Origin of the sequence: Kitasatospora sp. NBC_00374 (genome assembly GCF_041434935.1) — a bacterium.
In the GTDB taxonomy this organism is placed as follows: Bacteria; Actinomycetota; Actinomycetes; order Streptomycetales; family Streptomycetaceae; genus Kitasatospora.
In genome coordinates, this window is sequence record NZ_CP107964.1 from 1,217,435 (window position 1) to 1,238,721 (window position 21,287).

Annotated in this window: 13 protein-coding genes and 1 pseudogene; 10 read left to right on the plus strand and 4 right to left on the minus strand. The window is 69.5% G+C overall.

The genetic code is table 11. The features are described 5' to 3' along the window. Positions 1–7 precede the first annotated feature (7 nt). Genes OG871_RS05560 through OG871_RS05575 form a run of 4 tightly spaced genes read left to right on the plus strand, consistent with a single transcriptional unit; the run spans position 8 to position 3,456 of the window. Complete coding sequence (locus OG871_RS05560; protein WP_371494596.1) at positions 8–901, plus strand: branched-chain amino acid ABC transporter permease; 894 nt, start codon at positions 8–10, stop codon at positions 899–901. Next, entirely contained in the window at positions 901–1,938 is a 1,038-nt protein-coding gene (locus OG871_RS05565; protein WP_371494598.1) for a branched-chain amino acid ABC transporter permease, read from the plus strand. Before OG871_RS05560 ends, OG871_RS05565 begins: the two co-directional genes overlap by 1 nt. Beyond that, positions 1,935–2,753, plus strand: a complete 819-nt coding sequence (locus OG871_RS05570; RefSeq protein WP_371494601.1) for an ABC transporter ATP-binding protein — start codon at positions 1,935–1,937, stop codon at positions 2,751–2,753. The genes OG871_RS05565 and OG871_RS05570 overlap by 4 nt, the downstream gene beginning before the upstream one ends. After that, a complete protein-coding gene (locus OG871_RS05575) occupies positions 2,746–3,456 on the plus strand; it encodes an ABC transporter ATP-binding protein (RefSeq protein ID WP_371494602.1) in 711 nt (236 codons plus the stop codon). The genes OG871_RS05570 and OG871_RS05575 overlap by 8 nt, the downstream gene beginning before the upstream one ends. A gap of 362 nt (positions 3,457–3,818) precedes the next feature. Here OG871_RS05575 and OG871_RS05580 read toward each other — a convergent pair whose 3' ends face one another. Together OG871_RS05580 and OG871_RS05585 are read right to left on the minus strand one after the other, a co-directional pair. Beyond that, the gene (locus tag OG871_RS05580) at positions 3,819–4,313 is read right to left on the minus strand and encodes a universal stress protein (protein WP_371494603.1); all 495 of its coding nucleotides are present in this window, start codon (positions 4,311–4,313) and stop codon (positions 3,819–3,821) included. Positions 4,314–4,929: 616 nt separating this feature from the next. Then, positions 4,930–7,089 carry an NB-ARC domain-containing protein gene (locus OG871_RS05585; protein ID WP_371494604.1) on the minus strand — a complete coding sequence of 720 codons (2,160 nt, stop codon included), beginning with the start codon at positions 7,087–7,089 and terminating at the stop codon, positions 4,930–4,932. Between the two features lie 435 nt (positions 7,090–7,524). Between OG871_RS05585 and OG871_RS05590 the strand changes: the two genes are divergently transcribed. Both OG871_RS05590 and OG871_RS05595 read left to right on the plus strand, forming a co-directional pair. After that, complete coding sequence (locus tag OG871_RS05590) at positions 7,525–7,965, plus strand: hypothetical protein (protein ID WP_371494606.1); 441 nt, start codon at positions 7,525–7,527, stop codon at positions 7,963–7,965. Positions 7,966–8,233: 268 nt separating this feature from the next. Then, positions 8,234–8,602 carry a hypothetical protein gene (locus tag OG871_RS05595; protein ID WP_371494607.1) on the plus strand — a complete coding sequence of 123 codons (369 nt, stop codon included), beginning with the start codon at positions 8,234–8,236 and terminating at the stop codon, positions 8,600–8,602. Between the two features lie 776 nt (positions 8,603–9,378). On the opposite strand, the pseudogene OG871_RS05600 reads toward OG871_RS05595, so the two are convergent. After that, positions 9,379–9,507: pseudogene (locus tag OG871_RS05600) on the minus strand (family 1 glycosylhydrolase); the annotation flags it as partial. Positions 9,508–9,915: 408 nt separating this feature from the next. Here OG871_RS05600 and OG871_RS05605 point away from each other — a divergent pair. From OG871_RS05605 to OG871_RS05620, 4 genes are all read left to right on the plus strand, one after another. Continuing rightward, positions 9,916–10,887: an alpha/beta fold hydrolase gene (locus tag OG871_RS05605; protein WP_371494609.1), complete on the plus strand. Its 972-nt coding sequence runs from the start codon at positions 9,916–9,918 to the stop codon at positions 10,885–10,887. Positions 10,888–11,042: 155 nt separating this feature from the next. Next, positions 11,043–12,968 carry a hypothetical protein gene (locus OG871_RS05610; RefSeq protein ID WP_371494611.1) on the plus strand — a complete coding sequence of 642 codons (1,926 nt, stop codon included), beginning with the start codon at positions 11,043–11,045 and terminating at the stop codon, positions 12,966–12,968. Next, positions 12,968–13,912 (plus strand): AAA family ATPase, encoded by a 945-nt coding sequence (locus tag OG871_RS05615; RefSeq protein WP_371494613.1) that lies wholly within the window; start codon positions 12,968–12,970, stop codon positions 13,910–13,912. Before OG871_RS05610 ends, OG871_RS05615 begins: the two co-directional genes overlap by 1 nt. After that, positions 13,905–17,180, plus strand: a complete 3,276-nt coding sequence (locus tag OG871_RS05620) for an SAV_2336 N-terminal domain-related protein (RefSeq protein WP_371494614.1) — start codon at positions 13,905–13,907, stop codon at positions 17,178–17,180. The genes OG871_RS05615 and OG871_RS05620 overlap by 8 nt, the downstream gene beginning before the upstream one ends. 614 nt (positions 17,181–17,794) lie before the next feature. On the opposite strand, the gene OG871_RS05625 is transcribed toward OG871_RS05620, so the two are convergent. Continuing rightward, positions 17,795–21,253 (minus strand): AAA family ATPase, encoded by a 3,459-nt coding sequence (locus tag OG871_RS05625; protein ID WP_371494616.1) that lies wholly within the window; start codon positions 21,251–21,253, stop codon positions 17,795–17,797. Positions 21,254–21,287: the final 34 nt, after the last annotated feature.

Below are 21,287 nucleotides of genomic sequence, written 5' to 3' on the forward strand. Positions count from 1 at the left end.
GTTTCGCATGTCACAGCTCATCTGGAACGGACTGTTCGTCGGTTCCTTCTACGCCCTGGTCGCGCTCGGCTACAGCATGGTCTACGGGATCATCAAGCTGCTCAACTTCGCCCACGGCGACCTCTACATGCTCGGAGCGTTCTCCGGGTACGCGACGCTCGGCGCACTGGGCGGCGCCGTCCCCGGCGGTTCGCTGATCGCCCTGCTCGCCGTGCTCGGGCTGACCATGCTGGTGACCGGCCTGAGCGGCGTCGCACTGGAGCGCGTGGCCTACCGGCCACTGCGCGGAGCGCCACGGCTCTCGCTGCTGATCACCGCGGTGGGCGCGTCGTTCGCGCTGGAATACGGCGTCCGCCTCGTCGCGGGTCCCAACCCGCAGGTCTATCCGGTACGTCTCGACGGCACCGGCATGTCGGTGCTCGGCGCCAGGATCACCCTTCAGCAGCTCGCGCTCATGGCGGTCGCCGTCGGGCTGATGGTGGCACTCAACGCCCTGGTCATGCGCAGCCGCCAGGGCCGCGCGATGCGCGCCATCGCGCTCGATCCGAAAGCCTGCCTGATGATGGGCGTCGACGTCGACGCGGTCATCTCCCGCACCTTCTTCATCGGGTCGGCCCTGGCGGGCGCCGCCGGAGTCATGTCCGGCGCCTACTACGGAAAGATCGACTTTCTGATGGGCTTCATCATCGGGCTCAAGGCGTTCACCGCGGCCGTCATCGGTGGCATCGGCAACATGAAGGGCACCATGCTGGGCGGCCTGGTCCTGGGCCTGCTGGAGTCCTTCAGTACCGACTGGTTCGGGGGCGAGTGGCGAGACGTGTTCGCCTTCGGTTTCCTCATCCTCTTCCTGACCGTGCGGCCGACGGGCCTGCTCGGCGAGCGTGTGACGGAGCGAGTGTGATGACAGCCGTCCAGAACCCACCGGTCAAGCCCGTCAGGGGCCGCGGCCCCTCCGTCGTCACGCGGCTGCTGGAAAGCCGCAGGCTCGGCTGGGGCGGGCTCGCGCTCGGCCTGCTCGCCCCGTTCGTCACCGCCACTCCGTACGCGCTGAACGTGATGACCAGCGCGGCCGTCTTCGTGATGCTCACCGTCGGTCTGAACATCGTCGTCGGCTACTGCGGACTGCTCGACCTCGGCTTCGCCGCCTTCCTTGCCGTGGGCGCGTACACCGGCGGGGTACTCGCCACGCGGCTGGAGCTCCCGCTCCTGGCCACCGTGCCGGCCGTCGTCGTGGCAACCGTGGTGGCCGGAGTGGTGATCGGAGGTCCGACGCTGCGGCTGCGCAGCGACTACCTGGCAATCGTCACCCTCGGCTTCGGCGAGATCATCCGGATCGTCGCGAACAACCTGGACGTCACCGGCGGCCCTTCCGGCATCTACGGCATCCCGGGCCTGCTCGGCGACCGGCTCTCCGACCCGGTCGTCTTCTACTACACCACCGTGGTGATCGTCTCGGTCGCGGTGCTGTTCGCCGCGCGACTCGGCCGCTCCCGGATAGGCCGCGCCTGGCGATTCGTCCGTGAGGACGAGGACGCGGCCGAGGCCAGCGGGATCAACACGTACCGGGTCAAGCTGGCCGCCTATGTCGCGGGCGCGGTCTGGGGTGGGCTCTCGGGCGTGCTGTTCGCAGCCCAGCTCTCGGCGATCTCCCCGGCCAGCTTCACCTTCCTGCAGTCCGCCCTCGTCCTGATGGCAGTCGTGCTGGGCGGCATGGGCTCCACCCGTGGCGTCGTGGTCGGTGCCGTGGTGATCAGCCTGCTGCCCGAGCTGTTGCGGGACCTGGCCGACTACCGGTTCTTCGTCTTCGGCGTGTTGCTCATCGTCGTGATGCTGCTCCGCCCGCAGGGGCTGTGGCCACACCGCTCGCGCGAACCCGACGACCCGGCGACGCGGAGCACAGCCGGTGCCGACGACCTGCCGGCGAAGGAGGAGAAGTGATTCTCGAAGTCAGTGATCTGCGGCTGGCCTTCGGCGGAGTCCGCGCGGTCGACGGCCTCGGCTTCGCCGTCGGTGAGAGCGAGATCGTCTCGGTCATCGGCCCCAACGGCGCGGGGAAGACCTCGGCGTTCAACTGCGTCAGCGGGTTCTACAAGCCGACCGGTGGCACCGTCCGGCTGGCCGGTGAGCAGGTGACCGGCCTGCGCCCGTCGGCGATCGCCGCCCGCGGCCTCGCCCGTACCTTCCAGAACCTGCGGCTGTTCGGCGAGTTGTCGGTGCTGGACAACGTGCGCGCCGGCACCCACCTGTGGCTGAAACAGAGCCCCCTCGACGCGATGCTGCACACCCCCCGCTACCGGCGCAGCGAGCGCGAGAGCACCCATGAGGCCGACAAGTGGCTGGACTTCGTCGAGCTCCGTGGCGACCGGGCCGGTCTCGTACGTCACCTGCCGTACGGTGAGCAGCGCCGGGTGGAGATCGCCCGCGCGCTGGCCCGGCGGCCGAAGCTGCTGCTGCTCGACGAGCCGGCCGCCGGGCTCAACCACGGTGAGAAGGCCGAACTGCTCACCTTGATCCGCCGGATCCGGGAACTGGGCGTGGCGATCGCGCTCATCGAACACGACATGGGCCTGGTCATGGAGGTGTCCGAGCGGGTGGTCGTGCTGAACTTCGGCCGGGTGATCGCGGAGGGCCCTCCGGAGGACATACGGCGGAACCCCGCAGTCGTCGAGGCCTATCTCGGCCGGGACGACGCGGACGAAGAGGTTCCTGCCGCTCGCGCCGAACTCGAAGGGGAAGGGGCACCGCATGCTTGAGATCTGTGGCCTCGACGTCGCCTACGGCGGAGTGCGGGCGCTGCGCGGGCTCGACCTCGCGGTGGGCGAGGGAGAGACCGTCGCCCTGCTCGGCAACAACGGTGCGGGCAAGACCACCACGCTGTCGGCCGTGTCCGGGCTGGTGAGACCGTCATCGGGCAGGATCGTGTACGCGGGTGAGGACATCACGAGGATGGCTCCGCCGAGAATCGTCGGACGTGGAGTGGTGCACGTGCCCGAGGGCCGGCGGGTCTTCAGCACGCTGACCGTGCACGAAAACCTGCTGATCGGCGGGTATCTGGTGCGCGACGGCGCCGAGCTCGCCCGCCGGGTCGCCCAGGTCTACGAACTGCTGCCGCGGTTGGCGGAACGGCGAACCCAGCACGGCGGGACGCTTTCCGGCGGCGAGCAGCAGATGCTGGCGATGGGCCGTGCCCTTGTCGCCCGCCCCAGTCTGCTGATGCTGGACGAACCCTCGATGGGTCTGGCCCCGATCATGGTCACCGCGGTGATGGAGGTGATCAGGGACATCACCCTCGGTGGCACGGCGGTACTGCTCGTCGAACAGAATGCCAGGGCCGCGCTGAAGATCGCGCATCGGGGATATGTGATCGAGAACGGGGAGACGGTACTGGAAGGCACAGCGGCCGAGCTGTCCGCCGACACCCGTGTCGCCGAGGCCTATCTGGGTGGCGCGTCCTGACCGGACCGCGCAACCTCCGGGCCGGTTCGGGAGAGGTCGACGGTGCTGCCCCGACGGGGGCCGAATGGCCTTCCGGGTGGTGCCCGGCTACGGCTACGTCACGATCACCTCCGTCCGCAGCGGCACCCAGCCCAACTGTCCGATCCGCAACGATCAGTGAGTGGCCATCAAGTCGCGGTACCAGGCGCGGGCCACCGTCCGGACGATCGCGACCGAGCCGGGTCGATGCCCGTGCTCGATCAGTCGGGAGGTCAGACGGAACTGTCCTCCCGACAGCCGCGGATACCGGCCTCACACCGCTTCGCTCCCGCCACTGCGGTCACGGCTTTCGGCAAGGACGGCGCCATGCTTGGAGTCGGCGTTCAGGAGGGTGCGGTGTGGTGTTCCGCAGGGATGACAACGACCGGGAGGCGGGCGTGGTGGACGATCTCGGTACTGGTCGAGCCGAGGGCGAGGCGTCCCCAGGCACCCGATCCGCGGGAGCCGACCACGAGCAGGCAGGCGTCCTTGCTCGCTTCGAGGAGGACCTGAGCCGGACGGCCGGGTTCGCAGACGATCTCCACCTCCACGGACGGTCCGCCGAGTTGTTGCTGCAGTTCTTCGACTGACTCGGCCAAGGCCTGCGTAACGAGATCGCGCTGCTGCGGGACAGGGCCGCTGCCGGGGTCGGAGGCGGCCATCCATTCGAAGCCGGAGTGCCGGGTGGGGGTGTACTCGTACGCGCAGACGGCCCGCAGGCCGGTACCACGCAGTTGGGCCTCGCGGAGCGCGAAGGTCACAGCCTGCCGGGCTGGGGCCGAACCGTCCGTACCGACCACGATCGGGCCGACCGGGTGGGGAACGGGAGGATCGGTCATCGGTGACCTCCAAGGATTCGGCGGGCGTGGAGGCGTCCGGCGTCGCGGCGCGTGCGGGGGTGGGGTCTGCGCTGCCGTCTGTTGCCGGGTGCACTTCCCAGCCTGCCCCTGCCCGTCCATGGGCACCAGCGCAGGGATGAGCCGTACCCGCTCGGACACATCGGGTTGCTCTCGTCTGCCGCAGTGTGGTGAACCGGTGCCTCGGGTTCCAGGGCGATCCGAATCCCGTCCGGCTCATTGACGAGCACTCCGATGCCGTAGAAGGCGGCCTCCGCCAACATCTCGTCCAACCCTGCGTGCGGGACCTCGTCGAGTAGGACAGCCCGGCGGCACAGTGGTGCGAACCGGCCTGCGCGCTCCAGACCCGTCCGCCAACCGGCGGCCCGCACAACCGCGAGCTCAACGGCGAGCGGCCGGACCGCCCGCCGCGTCACCAGATCCGTGAGCGGCCGGCGTCCAGCACCTCGCACCCTGTCACCGTATCGCGCCCGCTCCACGGCGGCTGCATGACGATGTGCCCTGTGCGGCCGTGGGCCGGGTCTCGATACCGCCCGGCACGGCGCGCTGCTCGCCCCGGCGTAGCGGCCAGGTCAGCGGATCACTCCAGGACGATCGGTTAGTCCTGGCCCTGGGGGGCGCTCCAGTCTGTGGGCGTCCAGGCGGTGGCCGGTTCACCGGTGGTGGCGTCGAGTCGCTGTTGTGCGGCAGCGGCCCGGGGATGGCGGATCTCCCGATAGAGGCGCAGTGCTTCCTGCCAGACGTCCCGGGCCTTGCCGATGTGGCCGGCGGTGGCATGGGCCTCGCCGATGCCCATGCACGAGTCGGCCTGGAGGAAGTTGTCCGCGAGGTGCAGGCCGAGGTCCTGTTGTTGGCGGTAGAGATGGATCGAGGATTCGGTGTCTCCGTCCACCAGGTGGTACCAGGCGAGGTTTCCGATGGCCAGTGCCTCGCTGCGGCGGTCGTCGACGCGCCGGTAGATCGCGAGGGCTTCGTGGGTGTCGGTGACGGCCTGGGCGACGTGTCCCAGTCGCTCGTGGAGTACGCCTCGGTTCAGTAGCGCTGTCGCGCGAGGGCGAAGGCTCTGTGGGCTGTCGAGGAGTTCGAGTGCCTGGGTGCACAGGTGGACCGCTTGGCTGTAGTCCCCCCGGCTCGCCTGGACCGCGACGAGATCGACCAGTGCCCCGCCCTCGCCGGCCCGGTCGCCGATGGCCTGGTAGACCTGCCGGGCCCTCAGGTAGCTGTCCTCGGCTGCGTCGAGCCGGTCCGTGGCCCAGTGGATCCGGCCTACGCCGGACAGCATCAGCGCCTCAGCGGCTCGATCGCCGCAGGCCTGAGCGGCCTCCACTGCGAGTTGTTGCAAGGCCAGGTAGTCGTCGAAGTGGTGGCGTACGACGCGGAACTGCTTCTGCACCAGGGCGATCTGCCACACCCGCCGGTGAAGTCCGGCTTTCGCGGCGGACATCTGGATGGCGGTGAGGTTCTCCCGTTCCCGGTCGAACCAGGTCAGGCCCGCCTCGTAGCTGTCGAATGCCTCGGGCTGGACAGACCAGTCGGGAGGGCCCAGGGTCGGGGACGGCGTGTTGATCGCCACGGCCGCGGCATGGCCGGTGGCCACCGCCCAGTCCGCCAGTCGGGCCAGTGGGGCGGCCGGGTCCGGCTCCGGTTCGGCTCCGGCCAGTTCGACCGCGAACAGGCGCAGCAGGTCGTGGAGTTCGTAGCGGCCGGGTGTGCTCTGGTGGACGAGGTTCTCGTCCTGGAGCGATTCGAGGGCGTCATCAGCATCGCCGACGGGGATTCCCGCGAGGGCGGCGACAAGGACAGGGGTGACGTCGGGGCCCGGATGGCAGCCGAGCAGACGGAAGACCCGCTGAAGCGGTGCTGTGAGGCCTTGGTAGGAGAGGTCGAAGACGGGGCGCAGCGCCCGGCCGCCGGCGCGGATCGCTTCCAGGCGGCCGGTTTGCAGCCGGTTGCCCAGGTCCTCGAGGGTCCAGGCGGGCCGGGATCGCAGTCGGGCCGCAACCAGGGCGAGGGCCAGCGGGAGGCGGTCGCAGTACTCCACGATGCGTGTTGCAGCTTCGGGTTCCGCGGCGACGCGGTCGAGACCGGCGATCCGCTTCAGCAGGTCCAGCGATTCCGCTTCGGAGAAGGTGTCGACGGGCTGCGGATGCGCGCCGTCGAGGCCGGCGAGGCTGCGTCGGCTGGTGATGAGGACCAGGCAGTCGGGGTTGGCCGGGATCAGGTCGCGGACCTGTTCTTCCTCGGAGGCGTTGTCCAGCAGGATCAGCGCGGCGCGGGTGCGTAGCCGGTCGCGGTACATCGCCGACCGCTCGTCCCTGTCGGCGGGGATCTGCTGGGCGGGCACGCCCAGGTGGCGCAGGAAGGACTCGAGCACCGTGGAGGGGTCTGCGGGTGGCAGCTCGGGGTCGAAGCCTCGGAGGTTCACGTGGAGTTGGAGGTCCGCGTAGTGGCCCGCGCGTACCAGTTCGTGGGCGGCGCGGATGGCAAGCTGAGTCTTGCCCACTCCGGCCATGCCTTCGATCGCGGAGATCACGACTGTGTTCGCCGCGTCCGAGGTGCGGCGGCGGGTGGCCGTCTCCATGAGCTGGGCGAGTTGTTCCCGGCGGCCGGTGAAGGTGGCCAGATCCGGGGGGAGCTGGCCGAATACTCCGACGGGTCCGCCGGTCTTGGCCAGTCTGTGGACGTTGGCGTATGCCTCGCGCCAGCGGGCCGTGTCCGCCTCGTCCGCCCCCAATGCCCGGACGATGGCGACCACCATGTCCAGGTCCAGGCGCCGCCGATCGGGTCTGAACGCGTCTACGACCGTGGATGCGGAAACCGTGCGGGCCGGTCGCATCAGCGGTCCGACGCGTTTGGCCAACGACCGGTACGAGGGCATTCCCGCCCACGCACGAAGCTCACCGAGCAGCCCGATGAACTGGGCGAGGTCCTCGGACCGGCTCGGATCCGGCATTCCGTCCCGTTGCTCGCTCACGACGCCCCCACCCCGAATAGGTCGTGCCCCTGACAGGAGAGTCTAGGAGCGGGTGTACGGGTTCGTGCGGGAAACGGGACATCACCCGGCCGCCCTGGGCAGCCTGGTCAGGCCGCTTCGCGCAGGGCCGGCACAGGAAAGGTGCCGGCCGTCGACGCGGCACCACAGGCGATCCCCGCCCGTCATGGGCTGGGACGTCGCAGCCGCAGAGGAGAGATCTTGAACGTCCGGAGCAAACTCGCAGCCGCCGCTCTCACCGGCGGCCTCGTCCTGGGGGGCGTCACGCTCGCTGCCCCTGCCAGCGCAGCTGTCGCCGGGAACGGCGACTACTGCGGGCCCACCACCCAGGTGGTCCCGGGCGGCAGCGTGTACGCCAAGGCGTGCGTCTCGATCAACAACGGCGTCTACCAGGCCCACGCGTACGTGACCAGCCAGGGCTTCGGCAACACCTTCGGCGGCTCGAACGTGTTCATCAACTCCGGCGGGCACTACTACGGCTACGGCGCCTGCAGCTTCCCGTCGAACGCGACGTTCTACAACATGACCTGCTACGGACTCCCCCAGACGTCGAGCATCAACGGCTACGTCCAGGGCCAGATCGAACTCGTGGTCAACGGCGGCTACTACAAGGCCTTCTCGCCGTCCGAGTACGTCGGCTGAGCCGATCGGCTCAGCCGCACCACTACGGCACCGAACGCGACGCGGGAGCGCCACCGGCGCCTACGACTCCGACAGCGCGGGGTGGCGCCGGGAGCGGTCCACGGCACCTCCCAGCCCTGCAGGCGGCAGCCTGAAGGCTGTCCATGCCTGAGGCCAGCCGACCACCGTCCTTGGCCGGCCCCACGGAGCATCCGAGTTCGACGGGCGTCGAGCCCGGGGGATGCACACCGGAAACCTTCGAGAACAACCAACACCCACGGAGGGCAACGTGAGGATCGGCAAGAAGGTCAAGCTCGCCGTCGTAGGAGCCATCGCGGGCGGTGCGCTGTTCGTGTCCACCGCCGAGGCTTCCGCCGCGACCTACGACGGCGGGGCCGTGTGGGCGTACGGCTGCAACGGCTACATCATGAAGGACTCGGGCAACTGGGCGTACGCCGCAGTCTCGGGCCCCTGCTACATCAGCATCGACCAAACGAACAAGAACACCGGCGGATGGGCGAAGCCCGGTGGCTGGTACGGGTACTCCACCGGTGACGCCTACTTCGGCGACGGCGTCCACGGAGTGACCGCCTGCATCACCCCCTTCTCCGACACCAACTTCTCCTACGAGACCTGCGGACCTCTGGTCTGGCGCTGACCTCTTCGTGATCGCCCCAGGGCGAGCGGAGGCCGGCGACTGAACCCGAGGTGCCAGTCGCACGGCGACGCCGGGGCCGAAGGCGTCGGGGCCGGTGGTGCCGACCAAGGCGAACCCTGCGATCGATGCGGGAGACCAGTCTGAGGGGCAGTCGAGCGGGACCTTTCCGCTCGACTGCCCCTCAGGGCGCTTTCGACACCTCACCCGGCGTTCAACCCGTACGAGTGCAAGCTGCCCACATTCCGTCGGCTCAGGCGTGTCCGCCAGTGTTGACCGCGGACAACACACCCGGGCCCATGCCGCTCCTCCCCCGGTTCGGGGCCACAGCGCGGTTGAGATCTCCGACCGCTGCCAACATGCGCCCGCTCGACCTCTCCCACGTCGTGGCCGAGCCCGGCACCGTCACCTCCGAGGTGCCGCAGCGCAGGTCAGGACCGCGACAACCTGGGTGTGACATTCCACGCTGAGTGGCGAACGCCATGTGCTCTGGAACGGGCTGCCCGACAGGCACGTCTCTCCACAAACCGAGTGGTCGCGATCTCGACCGATGCAGAAGGACGCCACCCACGCCGAGGCAGCAGCCTCAGCCGACGAGCCGGTGTCCAACCCGGCACTGATCGAGCCGTCGACTGAACTACTGGCCATGGCCCCCTGGGCTTGTCGAACACCCTGTCATCGCCCCCTGTCAGCGGCGCACAGCTGCGAACGTCTTCCTTGGCCGAGCCCACCAACCAGTGTCGAGCCTGACGCGTGCGCCACCGGTTCGGGGAACCTAACTACCCTTCATGGCGCACCCGGTGAGTGGCGATCAGATCGCGGTACCAAGCATACGAGGCCTTGGGGGTGCGCCGCTGCGTCTCGAAGTCGACGTGGACCAGGCCGAAGCGCTGATGGAACCCCTCGGCCCGTCGAACGCCCTGTCATCATATTCGCCTGACAGACTCAGGCCCCGCGGGCGGACCGTAGCGAGCCGTAGGCCCGGAGGGGCGGGGCGATCGGCACGACCAGGAGCAGCGCGCGCCGAGATGTGCTCCAGGCGGGCTTCTCTGGGTACGGCGCCCCCCGCCGCACAGCCCGCGCGCTTTCCCACGGGACAACGCTGCCCATACCGTAACGGTGCTCGGTCCCTCCGTGATGGCCTGGGCGGCACTCCACCCTGGCGCACACTCACCCCGCTCCGCCCCGGTAGCCGAATCGCCTGCGTAGGCGTGGCCGGGTTGGGTTGTGTCGTCGGCCAGCGCAGTCAACTGGCAAGTTCTCATGCGAGAAGCACAGTTGCGGTCGAAGAGGACAGCCGGACGTGTGGGGGCAACGTGGGGATCTCAACCAAGCCGCGTCTGGTCTTCGTGCACGGGATCGGCGGCCTGCGAGAGACCAGGGCTGAACTGAACGCCTGGCTCAGAGCGCTCGCGGCAGGCCTTCGAGAGGCCGACTATCCCCATCTGGTGTCGAGCCTCACACAGGGCTGGGCGGTGGAGAATCGCTTCGCGAACTACAGCGATGTCTACCTGCCACAGCAGACCCAGGGCGGCCAGGACGATGCGATGACGGAGGCCGAGACGGCGATCACGGTCGACCTGCTGACCGAGATCATCGATGCCCGGCTCGCCGACGGGAACGATCTCGAGAAGCATCAGCTGCTGTCCCTACGCCAGCAGTTGCATCCCACCGGGCGGGAACAGGGCGTCGGCGATCAGGTCCGGCGCATCTCCTACATCTGTACGTCGTTGCTCAACGTGCCGGTGTTGCGCGAGACCGCTCAATGGGCGAGCGGCCGCAGGCTTCTGGCGGATATCTCGCAGGTGGGACGCTATCTCAGCCGCCGCACGGTCCCTGGCACGGACCGGTCCCTCGACCTGCGGGCGCGCGAGCGGGTGCTGTCGGAGCTGGAGCCCGGCCGGCCGGCCATCGTCGTCGCCCACTCGCTCGGCACCGTGGTGGCGTTGGAGGCCCTCCAGGAGTACGGAGGGCTGGTGGCGCTCTTCGTGACTCTGGGGTCGCCCATCGCCACCCCTGCTGTGGTGCTGCCCCGTCTGCGACCTCGGCCGATCCGTGCGCCGGCCACGGTGCAGCGCTGGCTGGACTTCTGGGATCACGACGACATCGTCGTTCCCAAGCGGTCGATCGAGAAGTGCATAACGCCCAACGCGGCCGGGGTGAAGCCGCACAGCGAGCAGGTCAGTTCGGACGGCCTGTGGGTCCACAGTGCCACTACCTACCTCGCGAAACGCAACGTGGCCGGCCGGATCGCCGAGGTGATCGCCGCCTTGGCAGGGCCCGTATGACGGCCGGCAGACGGATCCCGGCACGACGGCATGTTCTCGTCGTCGCGACCCAGTGCACAAATCTCGGGCCGGCCAGGGAACTTGACGGCCTGCACCGAACCGCGCGTGCTCTGCACACCGCGCTCACCCGCCCTGATATCGGCGGGTGTACGCCAATGCCTCAGCGGGAGTGCGAACTCTTCCTGACCGGGCGGGAGACGACCCAGCAGGAGGTGGAGGACGCTCTGCGCAAGGCGGCGCAGCGTGCGGGACGGGACCGGGCGACGCTGATTCTCGCCTTTCTGGGGCACGGTTTCGTTCCCCCGGGCACGGCCGGCCTCTACTACATGGCCTCGAACACCAAGGAGGACGAACTATCGAGTGCCGTCAATGTGAGTGACTTTCTCGTGCAGTCGCTTGCCCAGAACGGGGTGGACGGCCTGATCGGCCTGGTCGACACATGCCACGCAGCGGCGGCGGCGCCGAACATGAAGGATGTGGTCGCCGGCATTCGCGAGGGGCAGACCCGGCTGGGGCTGTTGATGGCAGCCGGCACGCACCAGCCCGCTCATGGCCTTTCCTTCAGTCGGGAGTTGACAGCCCTGCTGCAGAGCGGGGTTGCGGGAGGTACGGCCGTTGTCGACCTGGCCTCGGCCAAGTATCACCTGCGCAAGAAGGTGATCTGCCAGGACACCGGCCAGCTGAGCTTCGACGGCTGCACCAACGCCAGGGAGGAGCTGTGGCTGGCACACAACAGACAGTACGCACGGCGAGGCACGCTCGGCCCCATCGCCGAGGAGGAACTCCAGGGGGCGTTGGCGGGATGGCAGGAGGCCCGTCCGGAGGTCCCCGGCAGCCACACAGCGCTCCTCGAGCTGAAGGAGAAGGCCGCGGCCGATCCCTCCGCCGCCGCCGCCCATGTGCACGAGGTGGCCGACAGCCTGCTGACCGGACTCGAGGCGATCGAACTCGTAGGTCGGTGGGCGGGCCCAAGGCTCAAGACGAAGGAGCTCCGGCGCGCGGCGCATGCCCTCCGGTCGCCGACCGGCGCACCGTGGAACGTGCCGGATAGCACCGGAACCGATTTGCTCCGCGACCTGGTCGAGTTCGCGGCTCTGCGGATGCGGACCATCGGAGAGAGCGCCACCGCGCCGCTGTGCCGGTTGCTGGTCGCGATCGGCCGCGAGACCGAGTCCGACGTCAACGATTCCGCGGTCCAGGAGTGGGCCACCACGGTGGGAAGCACCATCGAACTGAACGACGCCGTCCAGCAGTACCTGCCGGCGCAGGCCGCCGACTCCGTTCGGCTCATCATCAGCTTGCATGCAGCGCGCAGCACCGACTGGCCCGACATGCTCGATGTGTGGCTGTGGGACGGCAGCGAACAGCCACCCCACCGCGAGATCCGGTGCGAACCTCACCGGAGCGGCGTCGAGCAGGCCGTGGCCGAGGCGCTCCGCTGGTCGGAACCGCTGGCTCGTGACCGCCGCACCGAGCTGCGCGGAGTGGATGTCGTACTCCCGACCCACCTGCTTGCGACCTGGGAGCCCGAGCAGGTGCGGACAGGGCTGTACCTGCTGGGCGTGCACCACGATGTCGTGGTGCGATGGACCGGTCGCCTCCACGGGTCGAACGGGTTGTCGGACCCATCGGTCATCAACAAGCACGCCCGCAAGCAGCTCGTCAGGATGGCGGCGGAGTCGGGGGCAGCTCCCGTCGACTGGCTGACCGAGGCCGACACCAGGCAGGGGCCCGCGCTGCGGCAGCGCCTGCTCGTGGGCGGTTACGAACGCGCAATCGGCATCGACCACCGTCCGGGCGACCTCGGAGATCTGCTGGAAGCCCTCCTCACCTACACACCCATCGTGTTGTGGCCGACGGGAAAGAGATTTCCCGAGGAGCACCGCAGTTGCCTCACCTCCTCCTGGGACGTCCTGCCCGCCGGGTTCCTGGATGCCTATCGCCGACGCTGGCGTGCCGAGACCGACGAGCACACCTCGGAACCGCTGGCCGACCTCCGAGCGGTCTGGCACGACCTGGAGTGGCTTGAGTTCTGTGATCTGTTCGAGGAACGCCGTACCACCGACCACTGGAGCACGTGATGTCCTGGAACACCTACTACGTCGGTGACGGCATTCCCCGTGATGTCGTGCTGGCGGATCCCCCGCCGTGGCGGACCTTTCCTCGGCGCCCGCTCGACCAGCAGTACCGCCCCCCTGAGGGCCTGGCCGAGGCGGTCAATGCAGCCCTCTATCTTCGGCGCCCGCTGCTGATCACCGGGTCCGCCGGGTCGGGCAAGTCGACCGTGATCGAACAGGTCGCGGCGGAACTGAAGCTGGGCCCGGTCCTGCGCTGGCACCTCACCTCGCGGAGCACCCTCGCCGATGCGCTGTGCCGGTACGACGCCCTCGGCCGCATCCACGCCCAACGACTCCACCGCACGGACGAGTCGGAACCGGCCGGCGAGGACGACATCGCGCCGTTCCTGCAGTTGGGGCCGCTGGGGACGGCTCTCGTACCTTCGGACCGGCCACGGGCCCTGCTGATCGACGAGGTGGACAAGAGCGATCTCGACCTCCCGAGCGACCTGCTCGACGTGCTCGAACGCGGCGAGTTCGAGGTGCCCGAGCTGGTTCGGTACAGCCGGAGCCGGGTGATGGTCAGGGAGTGGGGAAGCGACCGGTACCGGCCGATCGAACGAGGCCGGGTGCAGTGCACCGAGTTCCCGTTCATCGTGATGACCAGCAACGGCGAGCGGGACTTCCCCCCGCCCTTCCTGCGCCGCTGCATCCGGTACCGGATGCCCAGGCCGACCGACGCGATGCTGCGGCAGGTGGTCATCGCCCATCTCGGCTGCGCGGTCCTGGACGGGAGTCCGGTCGCCGACCTGATCGAGTCGTTCGCCAGGCGGGTGCAGTGTGGCGAGAACCTGGCTGTCGATCAACTTCTCAATGCCGCACGCCTACTGACCGATCCACAGTCCCCGTCCGGAGACCTGCGCGAGAGGCTTGTCGACCTGCTCACGCGTGAGCTCACCAGTGACTGACCCACTGGCCGACCCACTGGCGCAGCTCGTCCGCGCCCTCGACAGGCTGCCCGGCGACACGGACGCCACCACCATCGCCGAGATTCTGTGGCTTGCCGCCCACTCCGAAGGACCGGACCCCGGCAAGGAGACCACCAGCTCCAACGAGCGATTCGAGGAGGACGAGGCAGCCGACAGTCCCGCGCCACAGCGCACCTCGCCGTCGGCCGGGCGGCACGCCGAAGCGTCAGCGAATCTGTACGAGCGGCCACCAGCGCAACTGCCGACCCGGCCTGTTTCGGTGCCGCGTGCCCAGGCCTTGCCACGCAGCCTGGAGGTCGCGCGCGCCCTGCGCCCACTGAAGCGGCGATGGCGGGCCGGCACCCTGACGGATCTCGACATCGACGCCACCGTGGACGGATTCGCCCGCAGCGGCGAGCTGCTGCCGGTTTTCACTCCGAAACCGGAGCGCTGGTTCGAAACACTCCTGATCGTCGACCGGTCACCGTCGATGACGGTGTGGCAGGAGACCGCCGCCGAACTCAGAGCCCTGCTCTCCGGCCTCGGGGCCTTTCGGCGACTGCGCTCGCTCACGCTGTCCTTCGACGGGCCCACGGCCGAGCTCTGCGATCATCAGGGCCGACCCGCCGACCGGCCCTCCGCAGTCGATGGTCGGACCCTGATCCTGGTCCTGTCGGACTGCACCGATCCCGGATGGCGGGCCCCCGGCGTCTGGCAGCTGCTGAGGCGGTGGGCCGAAACCACCCCCACCGCCTTGGTCAACCCGTTGCCCACCAAACTCTGGCCGCTGACCGGCCTCGATCTCCCGGCCGTGCGGGCCAAGGCAGCCACACCGGGGGCGCGCAACACCGCGTTGGCCTTCGAGCTGCCGTTGCTCCTGCGAATGCGCCCAAGCGACGGCGGGAGCTGGATCCCGGTTCCGGTGGTGTCGCTGGTCCCGTACTCGTTCGACCGCTGGGCCCGAACCATGATGAGGGGCGACCCGGACGGCTGCGAAGCTGTGCTGGTCCCGGAGCAGGGCCGTCTGCCTGTGCCCCCCCGGCCGGTCCGCAGCGCGGGTGTCGACCCCGTCGGCGCCTTTCTGCGCACCGCCTCCCCCAACGCCGTACGTCTCGCCGTCCTCTGCGCTGCCTTCCAGCGCCTGAGCCTCCCCTTGCTCCATCTGATCCGGCAGACGCTCGTCCCGGAGGGAAACGTCGGAGATGTCGCCGAGTTCCTCAACAGCAAGCTGCTGGTGACGGAGGAGGACGAGCGGGAGATCTGCTTCTCCTTCCACCACGAGGCCCGCCGGCAACTCGCGTCGAGGCTCATCAGGAACGACGTCTGGCGGATCAACGCGGCGCTCAGCCGCTATGTGGCCTCCCACGCCAGCACAGCGTCGACGTTCGAGGCCGCCCTGTGCGACGACAGCATCCCCGAGCTGCCGGAAGATCTTCAGCCGTTTGCTCGGGCATCCATGGACACCCTGCGGCTTCTCGGCGTCGACACTGCGCGGCCCCGGGTTGAAGCGGACATCCCGGCCGCCGGTGCTCTCCGATCCCTGGCGTCCGGCCGGGCCGGAGCCGCACTGAGCGGTGGCGCACACGAACTGCCGCATCCTGTCCCCGCTCCGACAGCAAGAGACGCGAAGAGCTCCACCCACTCCCCCTACATCACGGTGGTCACCAGTGCACTCAGCTTCGAGCTGACGGTCGCCCGGGTCGACGAACAGCTGGACGCCTGGCTCAAGCTCGAGGGATACGACCTGCCCCCCACCAGCCGTGAGGCCGGGCCGGCCCGCTATCGCCTGGCGAACCGGGTCCACCTCGACAGGGACTCCGGAGAGCTCTCCGGCGGCGACGGACGGTACATGCGCCGACGGCTTCGTACACCCGCCCCGGCCGGCACCCATCAGCTCACGCTCGTCGTCGCCGGCAGCACCCGCGGACCGGTCTGGGTCAGGATCGAATCGGAGCACCTGGCCACCGTCCAGGGGGGGCGAAGTCCCGCGCGGCCTCCGGTCCCGGAGCTTGTCCGTACCTTGCTCCCGGTGCTCGGCGCCACCGACGGTACGGCTGAGGTGCACGTCACTCCACGGGTCGTCACCGTGGACGAGGTCAACCGCGTCATCGCCGAGTTGTGCGATCCTGCGCGCCGGCTGCCCGTGGTCGTTGCAAGCGTTCCTCCTGGTGCGGCTCTCGCGGACTGGCTCGACGCCGTCGTCCGACCACTGATGCGTCAGCTGGCCGGGCTGGCAGTGCTGTATGTCCTCGATCCACCCGCCCAGCGCGTGTTCAACACTTCGCTGGAATACCACAAGGTGTACGGCGGAGCAGTGCGTACGTACCTCCGGGCCGTCGACCCGGCCTCCCGGCAGGACGGCCTCGAGCACCCGGTCCTGCCCCGCCATCGGATCGAGGAAGACGTGCGAAGGGCCGCAGCTCTCCTGGCCCGTGAGCCGCGTCACCGGGCAGCGATCCGCCCGTTGCCGGACGTCCTTGCCGAAGTCCCGGTCCTACGCGTACGCATCGGGGAGGAGAGACAGGAATCGGACAGCCCGAACGGCGCCCCGGACGATGAACAGCAGCGCCGGGCCGACGAACTGAGCAGGCTCCGCGCCGGCCTTCGCCGATCCCGTCGCCGGGAGCAGTCCCTGCTTGCCGAGACGGCCGGGCAGTCGGAGGCGCTTCGCCGGGTCAGTGCTCAGGTCCGCGTCCTGACAGGCCGGCTGCACCTGGCAGCCGGGCTACAGTCGAGCGACCCGGCTGACGGGGTCGCCGGGAGCCGGGCCGGATCGGACACCGAGCCCGCGAGCTTCGCCGAACTGCTTGGCAGGCTGAGCGAGTTCCCGCTACTGGAGTTCACCGGTGACCAGAAGGAGGCGCTCGCGCTCGACGGCCAGGTCCCCGGCAACGGATGGGCGCGTCTGACCTGGGATGGGCTGACGTCCCTTCAGGAGTACGCCGAAGCGGCTGTGCGCGGCGAGGCACCCGGCGACTTCAAGCAGTGGTGCGAGCACACCCCGCCCGGTTGCCAGCCCTTCCCGCCGCGCAAGGCGGTCCGGGGCGAGTCCCGTACGGTCGAGAGCCACAGCAAGTGGAAGCGCGAGCGGATGCTCCCGGTGCCGGAGTCCGTGGACTCCTCCCGGCGCGCGTTCATGGGCGCACACCTGCGAATCGGCGCTGGGCGTACGGCACCCCGGCTGCACTACCTCGACGACTGCTCCGGTAGCGGCCGGATCTACATCGGCTACATCGGCCTGCATCTCACCAACACCCGGACAAACTGAGGACGCCTCAGGCAGCGCGGCCACACCTGCCATGGTGCACTGCCCGCCGGATTCTTGACTCTGGTCTCCAGCCGACCGGCGACCTGGTCTTCGTGGCGGGCACGTACAGGGAGTCCATCGCGCGACCGGGAAGACCGGCGCCGCGCGGTTCGTGCAGATATGGCACGTCGAGGAAGGTGCGGCCACGCGGTTCGAGACCGTCTTCGACACCCACTCCATTCGGGAAGCCGCCCAGGAGCCCCCTGTTGCAGGAAGCCGGTACCCCTCTCCTGAGGCAGCGGAGGGGACACCGGGGACGTTCCACGTCGCGGATCGCCTGCGGAGAGAGTCGGGCGACCGCTGATCCCGCGCCGTCGACCCTCCGGTTGCCCTCGTCCATCCGCAGCCCGGGACTTGTCGACACGGAACGGCCCCTTGCGCTCCGGTGATCGTGGAGACCGTCTCCTTGCTGGTCGCCATGCCGACCGGCATACCCTCGCCCCGGCTCCTTCTCACCCGGCCCGCCACGACCCTGGCCATCACGTAATGCAACCGGACGCCCCGCGAGAACGCCGCGGCCCTACCCTGGAGACCCAGGACCAGTTCTTTCAAGGGGCGGAGGCGGAACGCGGGTGTCAGCGCTTGTCCGGCAGCAGGAATGCGCGGCGCTCCTCGGTGCTGAGCTCCCGGAATACCCTCTTGTGGGCGCGCCGCAGTAGGCCGTCGACGTCGCGTCCGGCCAAGGTCCAGATGCGTACAGTTCGGTCGCGGGAGGCGGTCGCGAGGCGCGTGCTGTCAGGGTGCCAGGCTAGGCTGTTGCTCCAGTCGGCGTGGACGCCGAGTACGGCGACCTGGGTGGCGGTGTCCGGGTGCCAGAGTCGGACCGTACGGTCACGGGACACGGACGCGATGCAGGTGCCGTCGGGTGACCAGGCCACGTCCTGGACTGGGCCCTCGTGGCCGGCCATGACGGCGAGTTCGGTGCCGCCGAACGGGTCCCACAGGCGAATCGTGTGGTCGCGGGAGCCAGTGACGAGGCGGCGGCCGTCGGGTGACCAGTGGACCCTCCAGACGTAGTCCAGGTGGCCGTGCAGGGTGGTGACGGGGGTGCCGACGGTGGTGTCCCAGACGATGGCGGTGCGGTCCGTGCTGGACGTGGCGAGGTAGCGGCCCTCCGGTGACCAGGCCGTACCGCCGATCCAGTCCGCGTGGCCGCGCAGGATGTGGACGGTCGCACCGGTGGCGGCGTCCCAGATGCGAGCTGTGCCGTCGCGGGAGGCGGTGGCTATGCGGTTGCCGTCGGGGGACCAAGTCACGTAGGACAGTTCGTCGGCGTGCCCGTTCAGGACGATGTCATCGCCGCTGCCGTCCGCCCGCCACACGACAGCTGCGCCATCGCGCAGAGCGGTGACCAGACGAGTGCCGTCTGGGGCCCATGCCACCGCGGACACCTCACCGCCGCCCCGGAGGCGGGTTGTACGGCCAGTGGCGATGTCCCGGATACGCACGGAGCCGTCCTGGCAGGCGGAGGCGATGCACGTCCCATCGGGCGCCCATGCAACGTGGAGGACCGCGTCGGCCTGGCCGCCGAAGACATCGGTCGATTCGGTGACGTCCCACACGGCCGCGGTCCGGTCGCGGGAGGCGGTCGCCAGCCGCTTCCCGTCGGGGGACCAGGAGACGCCGTAGATGGTGTCGGCGTGGTCGGTGAGCCGGACATCCCCACTGGTGCCGTCGAGGCTCCATACGTGGGCCGTACGGTTCGCATCACCACCGGCAAGGCGGGTACCGTCCGGAGACCAAGCCAGGGAGTTGATGACCTCCGGTTTCTCCAGCGTCCGCTGCGCCTCCCATCCGACGGTGTCCCAGATCCGAACGGTCCGGTCACCGGAGGCCGAAGCGAGCCGACGGCCGTCCGGCGACCATCGGACCGACTCGATGTTGTTCTGGTGATCGGTGAGCACCGTGACGACGGCTGCCGTGGCTGAAGCCCAGACCCGCACCGTGCCGTCTTCTCCGCCGCTGGCCAGGTGTTCTCCGTCCGGTGACCACGTCACGCTCCAGACCATGCGGTCGTGCCCGCGCAGCACCGCGCATTCGGCGTACGTGTCGGTGTCCCAGATCCGCACGGCGCAGTCGCTGCCGACGGACGCGAGGCGGGTGCCGTCGGATGACCAGGCGACACCACCGACCCCCTGCTCCCGGTCGCCGGTCGCCGCCGTGTGGCGGAGGACGGCCAGTTCGGCCCAGTTGCCCGTGGACCAGACGCGGACCGTGGAGTCCCTGCAGCCGACGGCAAGCCTGAGCCCGTCGGGGGCCCAGACCACCGCTTGCATCCAGGCACCGTCCCCCTCGAGCACTACCGGTTGGTCGTCACCCTCCGGGCGCCACACGCGGACGGTGCCGTCGTCGCTCGACACGGCCAGCAGCTGAGCGTCCGGCGACCAGGCCACCGCGGATGCGCCGCGTTCGAAGCCGCGCAGCACCGCGAGCAACCGTGAGGCGCCCAGGGCCGTGTGCAGCGCCTGGACCGCGCCGGGTGTGGCCGCGCACTCCTCGACTGCCGCAAGGGCGGCGAGCACAGCGGTCTCGGGCTCCGTGTCGAGGCCTTCGAGGACCCGGACGGCCACCGCGTCCGCGGCACGTTCCATCGTCGCCCGGTCCGCTCGTAGCGACCGATCCACGAACCCTTCGACCAGTGGTGTCGCGCCGACCGTCCGCACTGACTGCGCCAGCCACCGCCGGACGACAGACAGCCGCTCCCCTGTGAGGAGGTACGCGTCCTGGCGCTCCGCACGGTCCCAGTCCTGCACCCAGCGTTCCAGCTCGGTGCGGCGGCGCAAGTCCTCGGTACGCGCGACGACCGCCTGGCGCAGCGGCGCCCACTGGCGGAACAGCGCCTCGTGCGCCACGTCCAGTACGCCCCCGTCGCTGGTGAGCAGGCGTCCGGCGACAAAGGCGTCGGTGACCTCCTGCTCATGAAGGGCGAGGTCGCCGCGGCGGACCCGCCGACGGGTAGCCTCGTTGCCGTCGACGGTGACGAACCGCAGCAGGGTGGGGATTACGGGTGCGTCCGCCAGCTCGGCGGCGATCTGGTCGGCCCTCTCGGACAGGGCTCCAGCGACGCCGCCGAGGACGCGGTAGGTTTCCTCGGTCACCGTCCCGCCGGACCCTCCGGCGCGCAGGTACAGCTCCTGGAGCGTGTAGGCGAGCAGTGGCAGCGCGTCGCCGCCTCCGCAGTCGTCGACCATGCGGGCCACGACGCCAGGCGCGAAGGTCAGCCCGGCCTGCTCGGCGGGCTTTTCGATGACCTCGTACAGCGCGTCCCGAGCGAGCGTGCCGACGATGGTCGACTCGCGCACCAGCTCGGCGAAGCCGGACTCCAGGAACCCGGTGAGGAAGTCCGAGCGCAAAGTAGCCACCATCCACAACCGCGGGTCACGGCGCAGCGCGTCCCGTACGGCGGCGAGAAACGTGTCGCGCTCCTCGGGCCCGGACAGGGTGAGCAACTCCTCCAGTTGGTCGATGACGAGCAACGCGGGCCGTTCGACCGGCAGTTGGGTCAATCGCTGTTGCAGGGTGCCGACCGGGTCCACCCCTGGCGAAAACGGTGCTGCGACCGCCCAGCGTCCCCGCCGCCGGGCCAACGCCGGCAGCAGCCCGGCCCGCACCAGCGACGATTTGCCGCTGCCCGACGGCCCAACCACGGTCACGAACCGCTGCGCCCGCCTCGGCGCCGCCGGGTGCAGCCGTCCGACCAGGTCGGCGATCTCCCGGTCCCGCCCGAAGAAGACGGCTGCGTCGTCCTCTGTGAAGGCTTCCAGCCCCGGGTACGAAGGCTGGGCCTGGTCCCACATCCGGCGCACCGGCGCCGGCCGGTCGAGGAGGTGCAGCGTGATCTGGCCCGCGACGAGAAGTACCAACGCGACACCGATCAACGGCACCGACCAGTCCCGCAACAGCCGCAGCGGCAGCGGCAGCGGCAGCGGCACATGATCCGTTTGGCCGGTCGCGTAGTTCGTCGCCATGCCCAGCAGGGTCCCGATCAACATGAGCAGGACATCGACCACGAGTTTGATGGGTCGTCGCTCCACAGATCAACAACTATCCGGCGGAGAGGCTCAGATG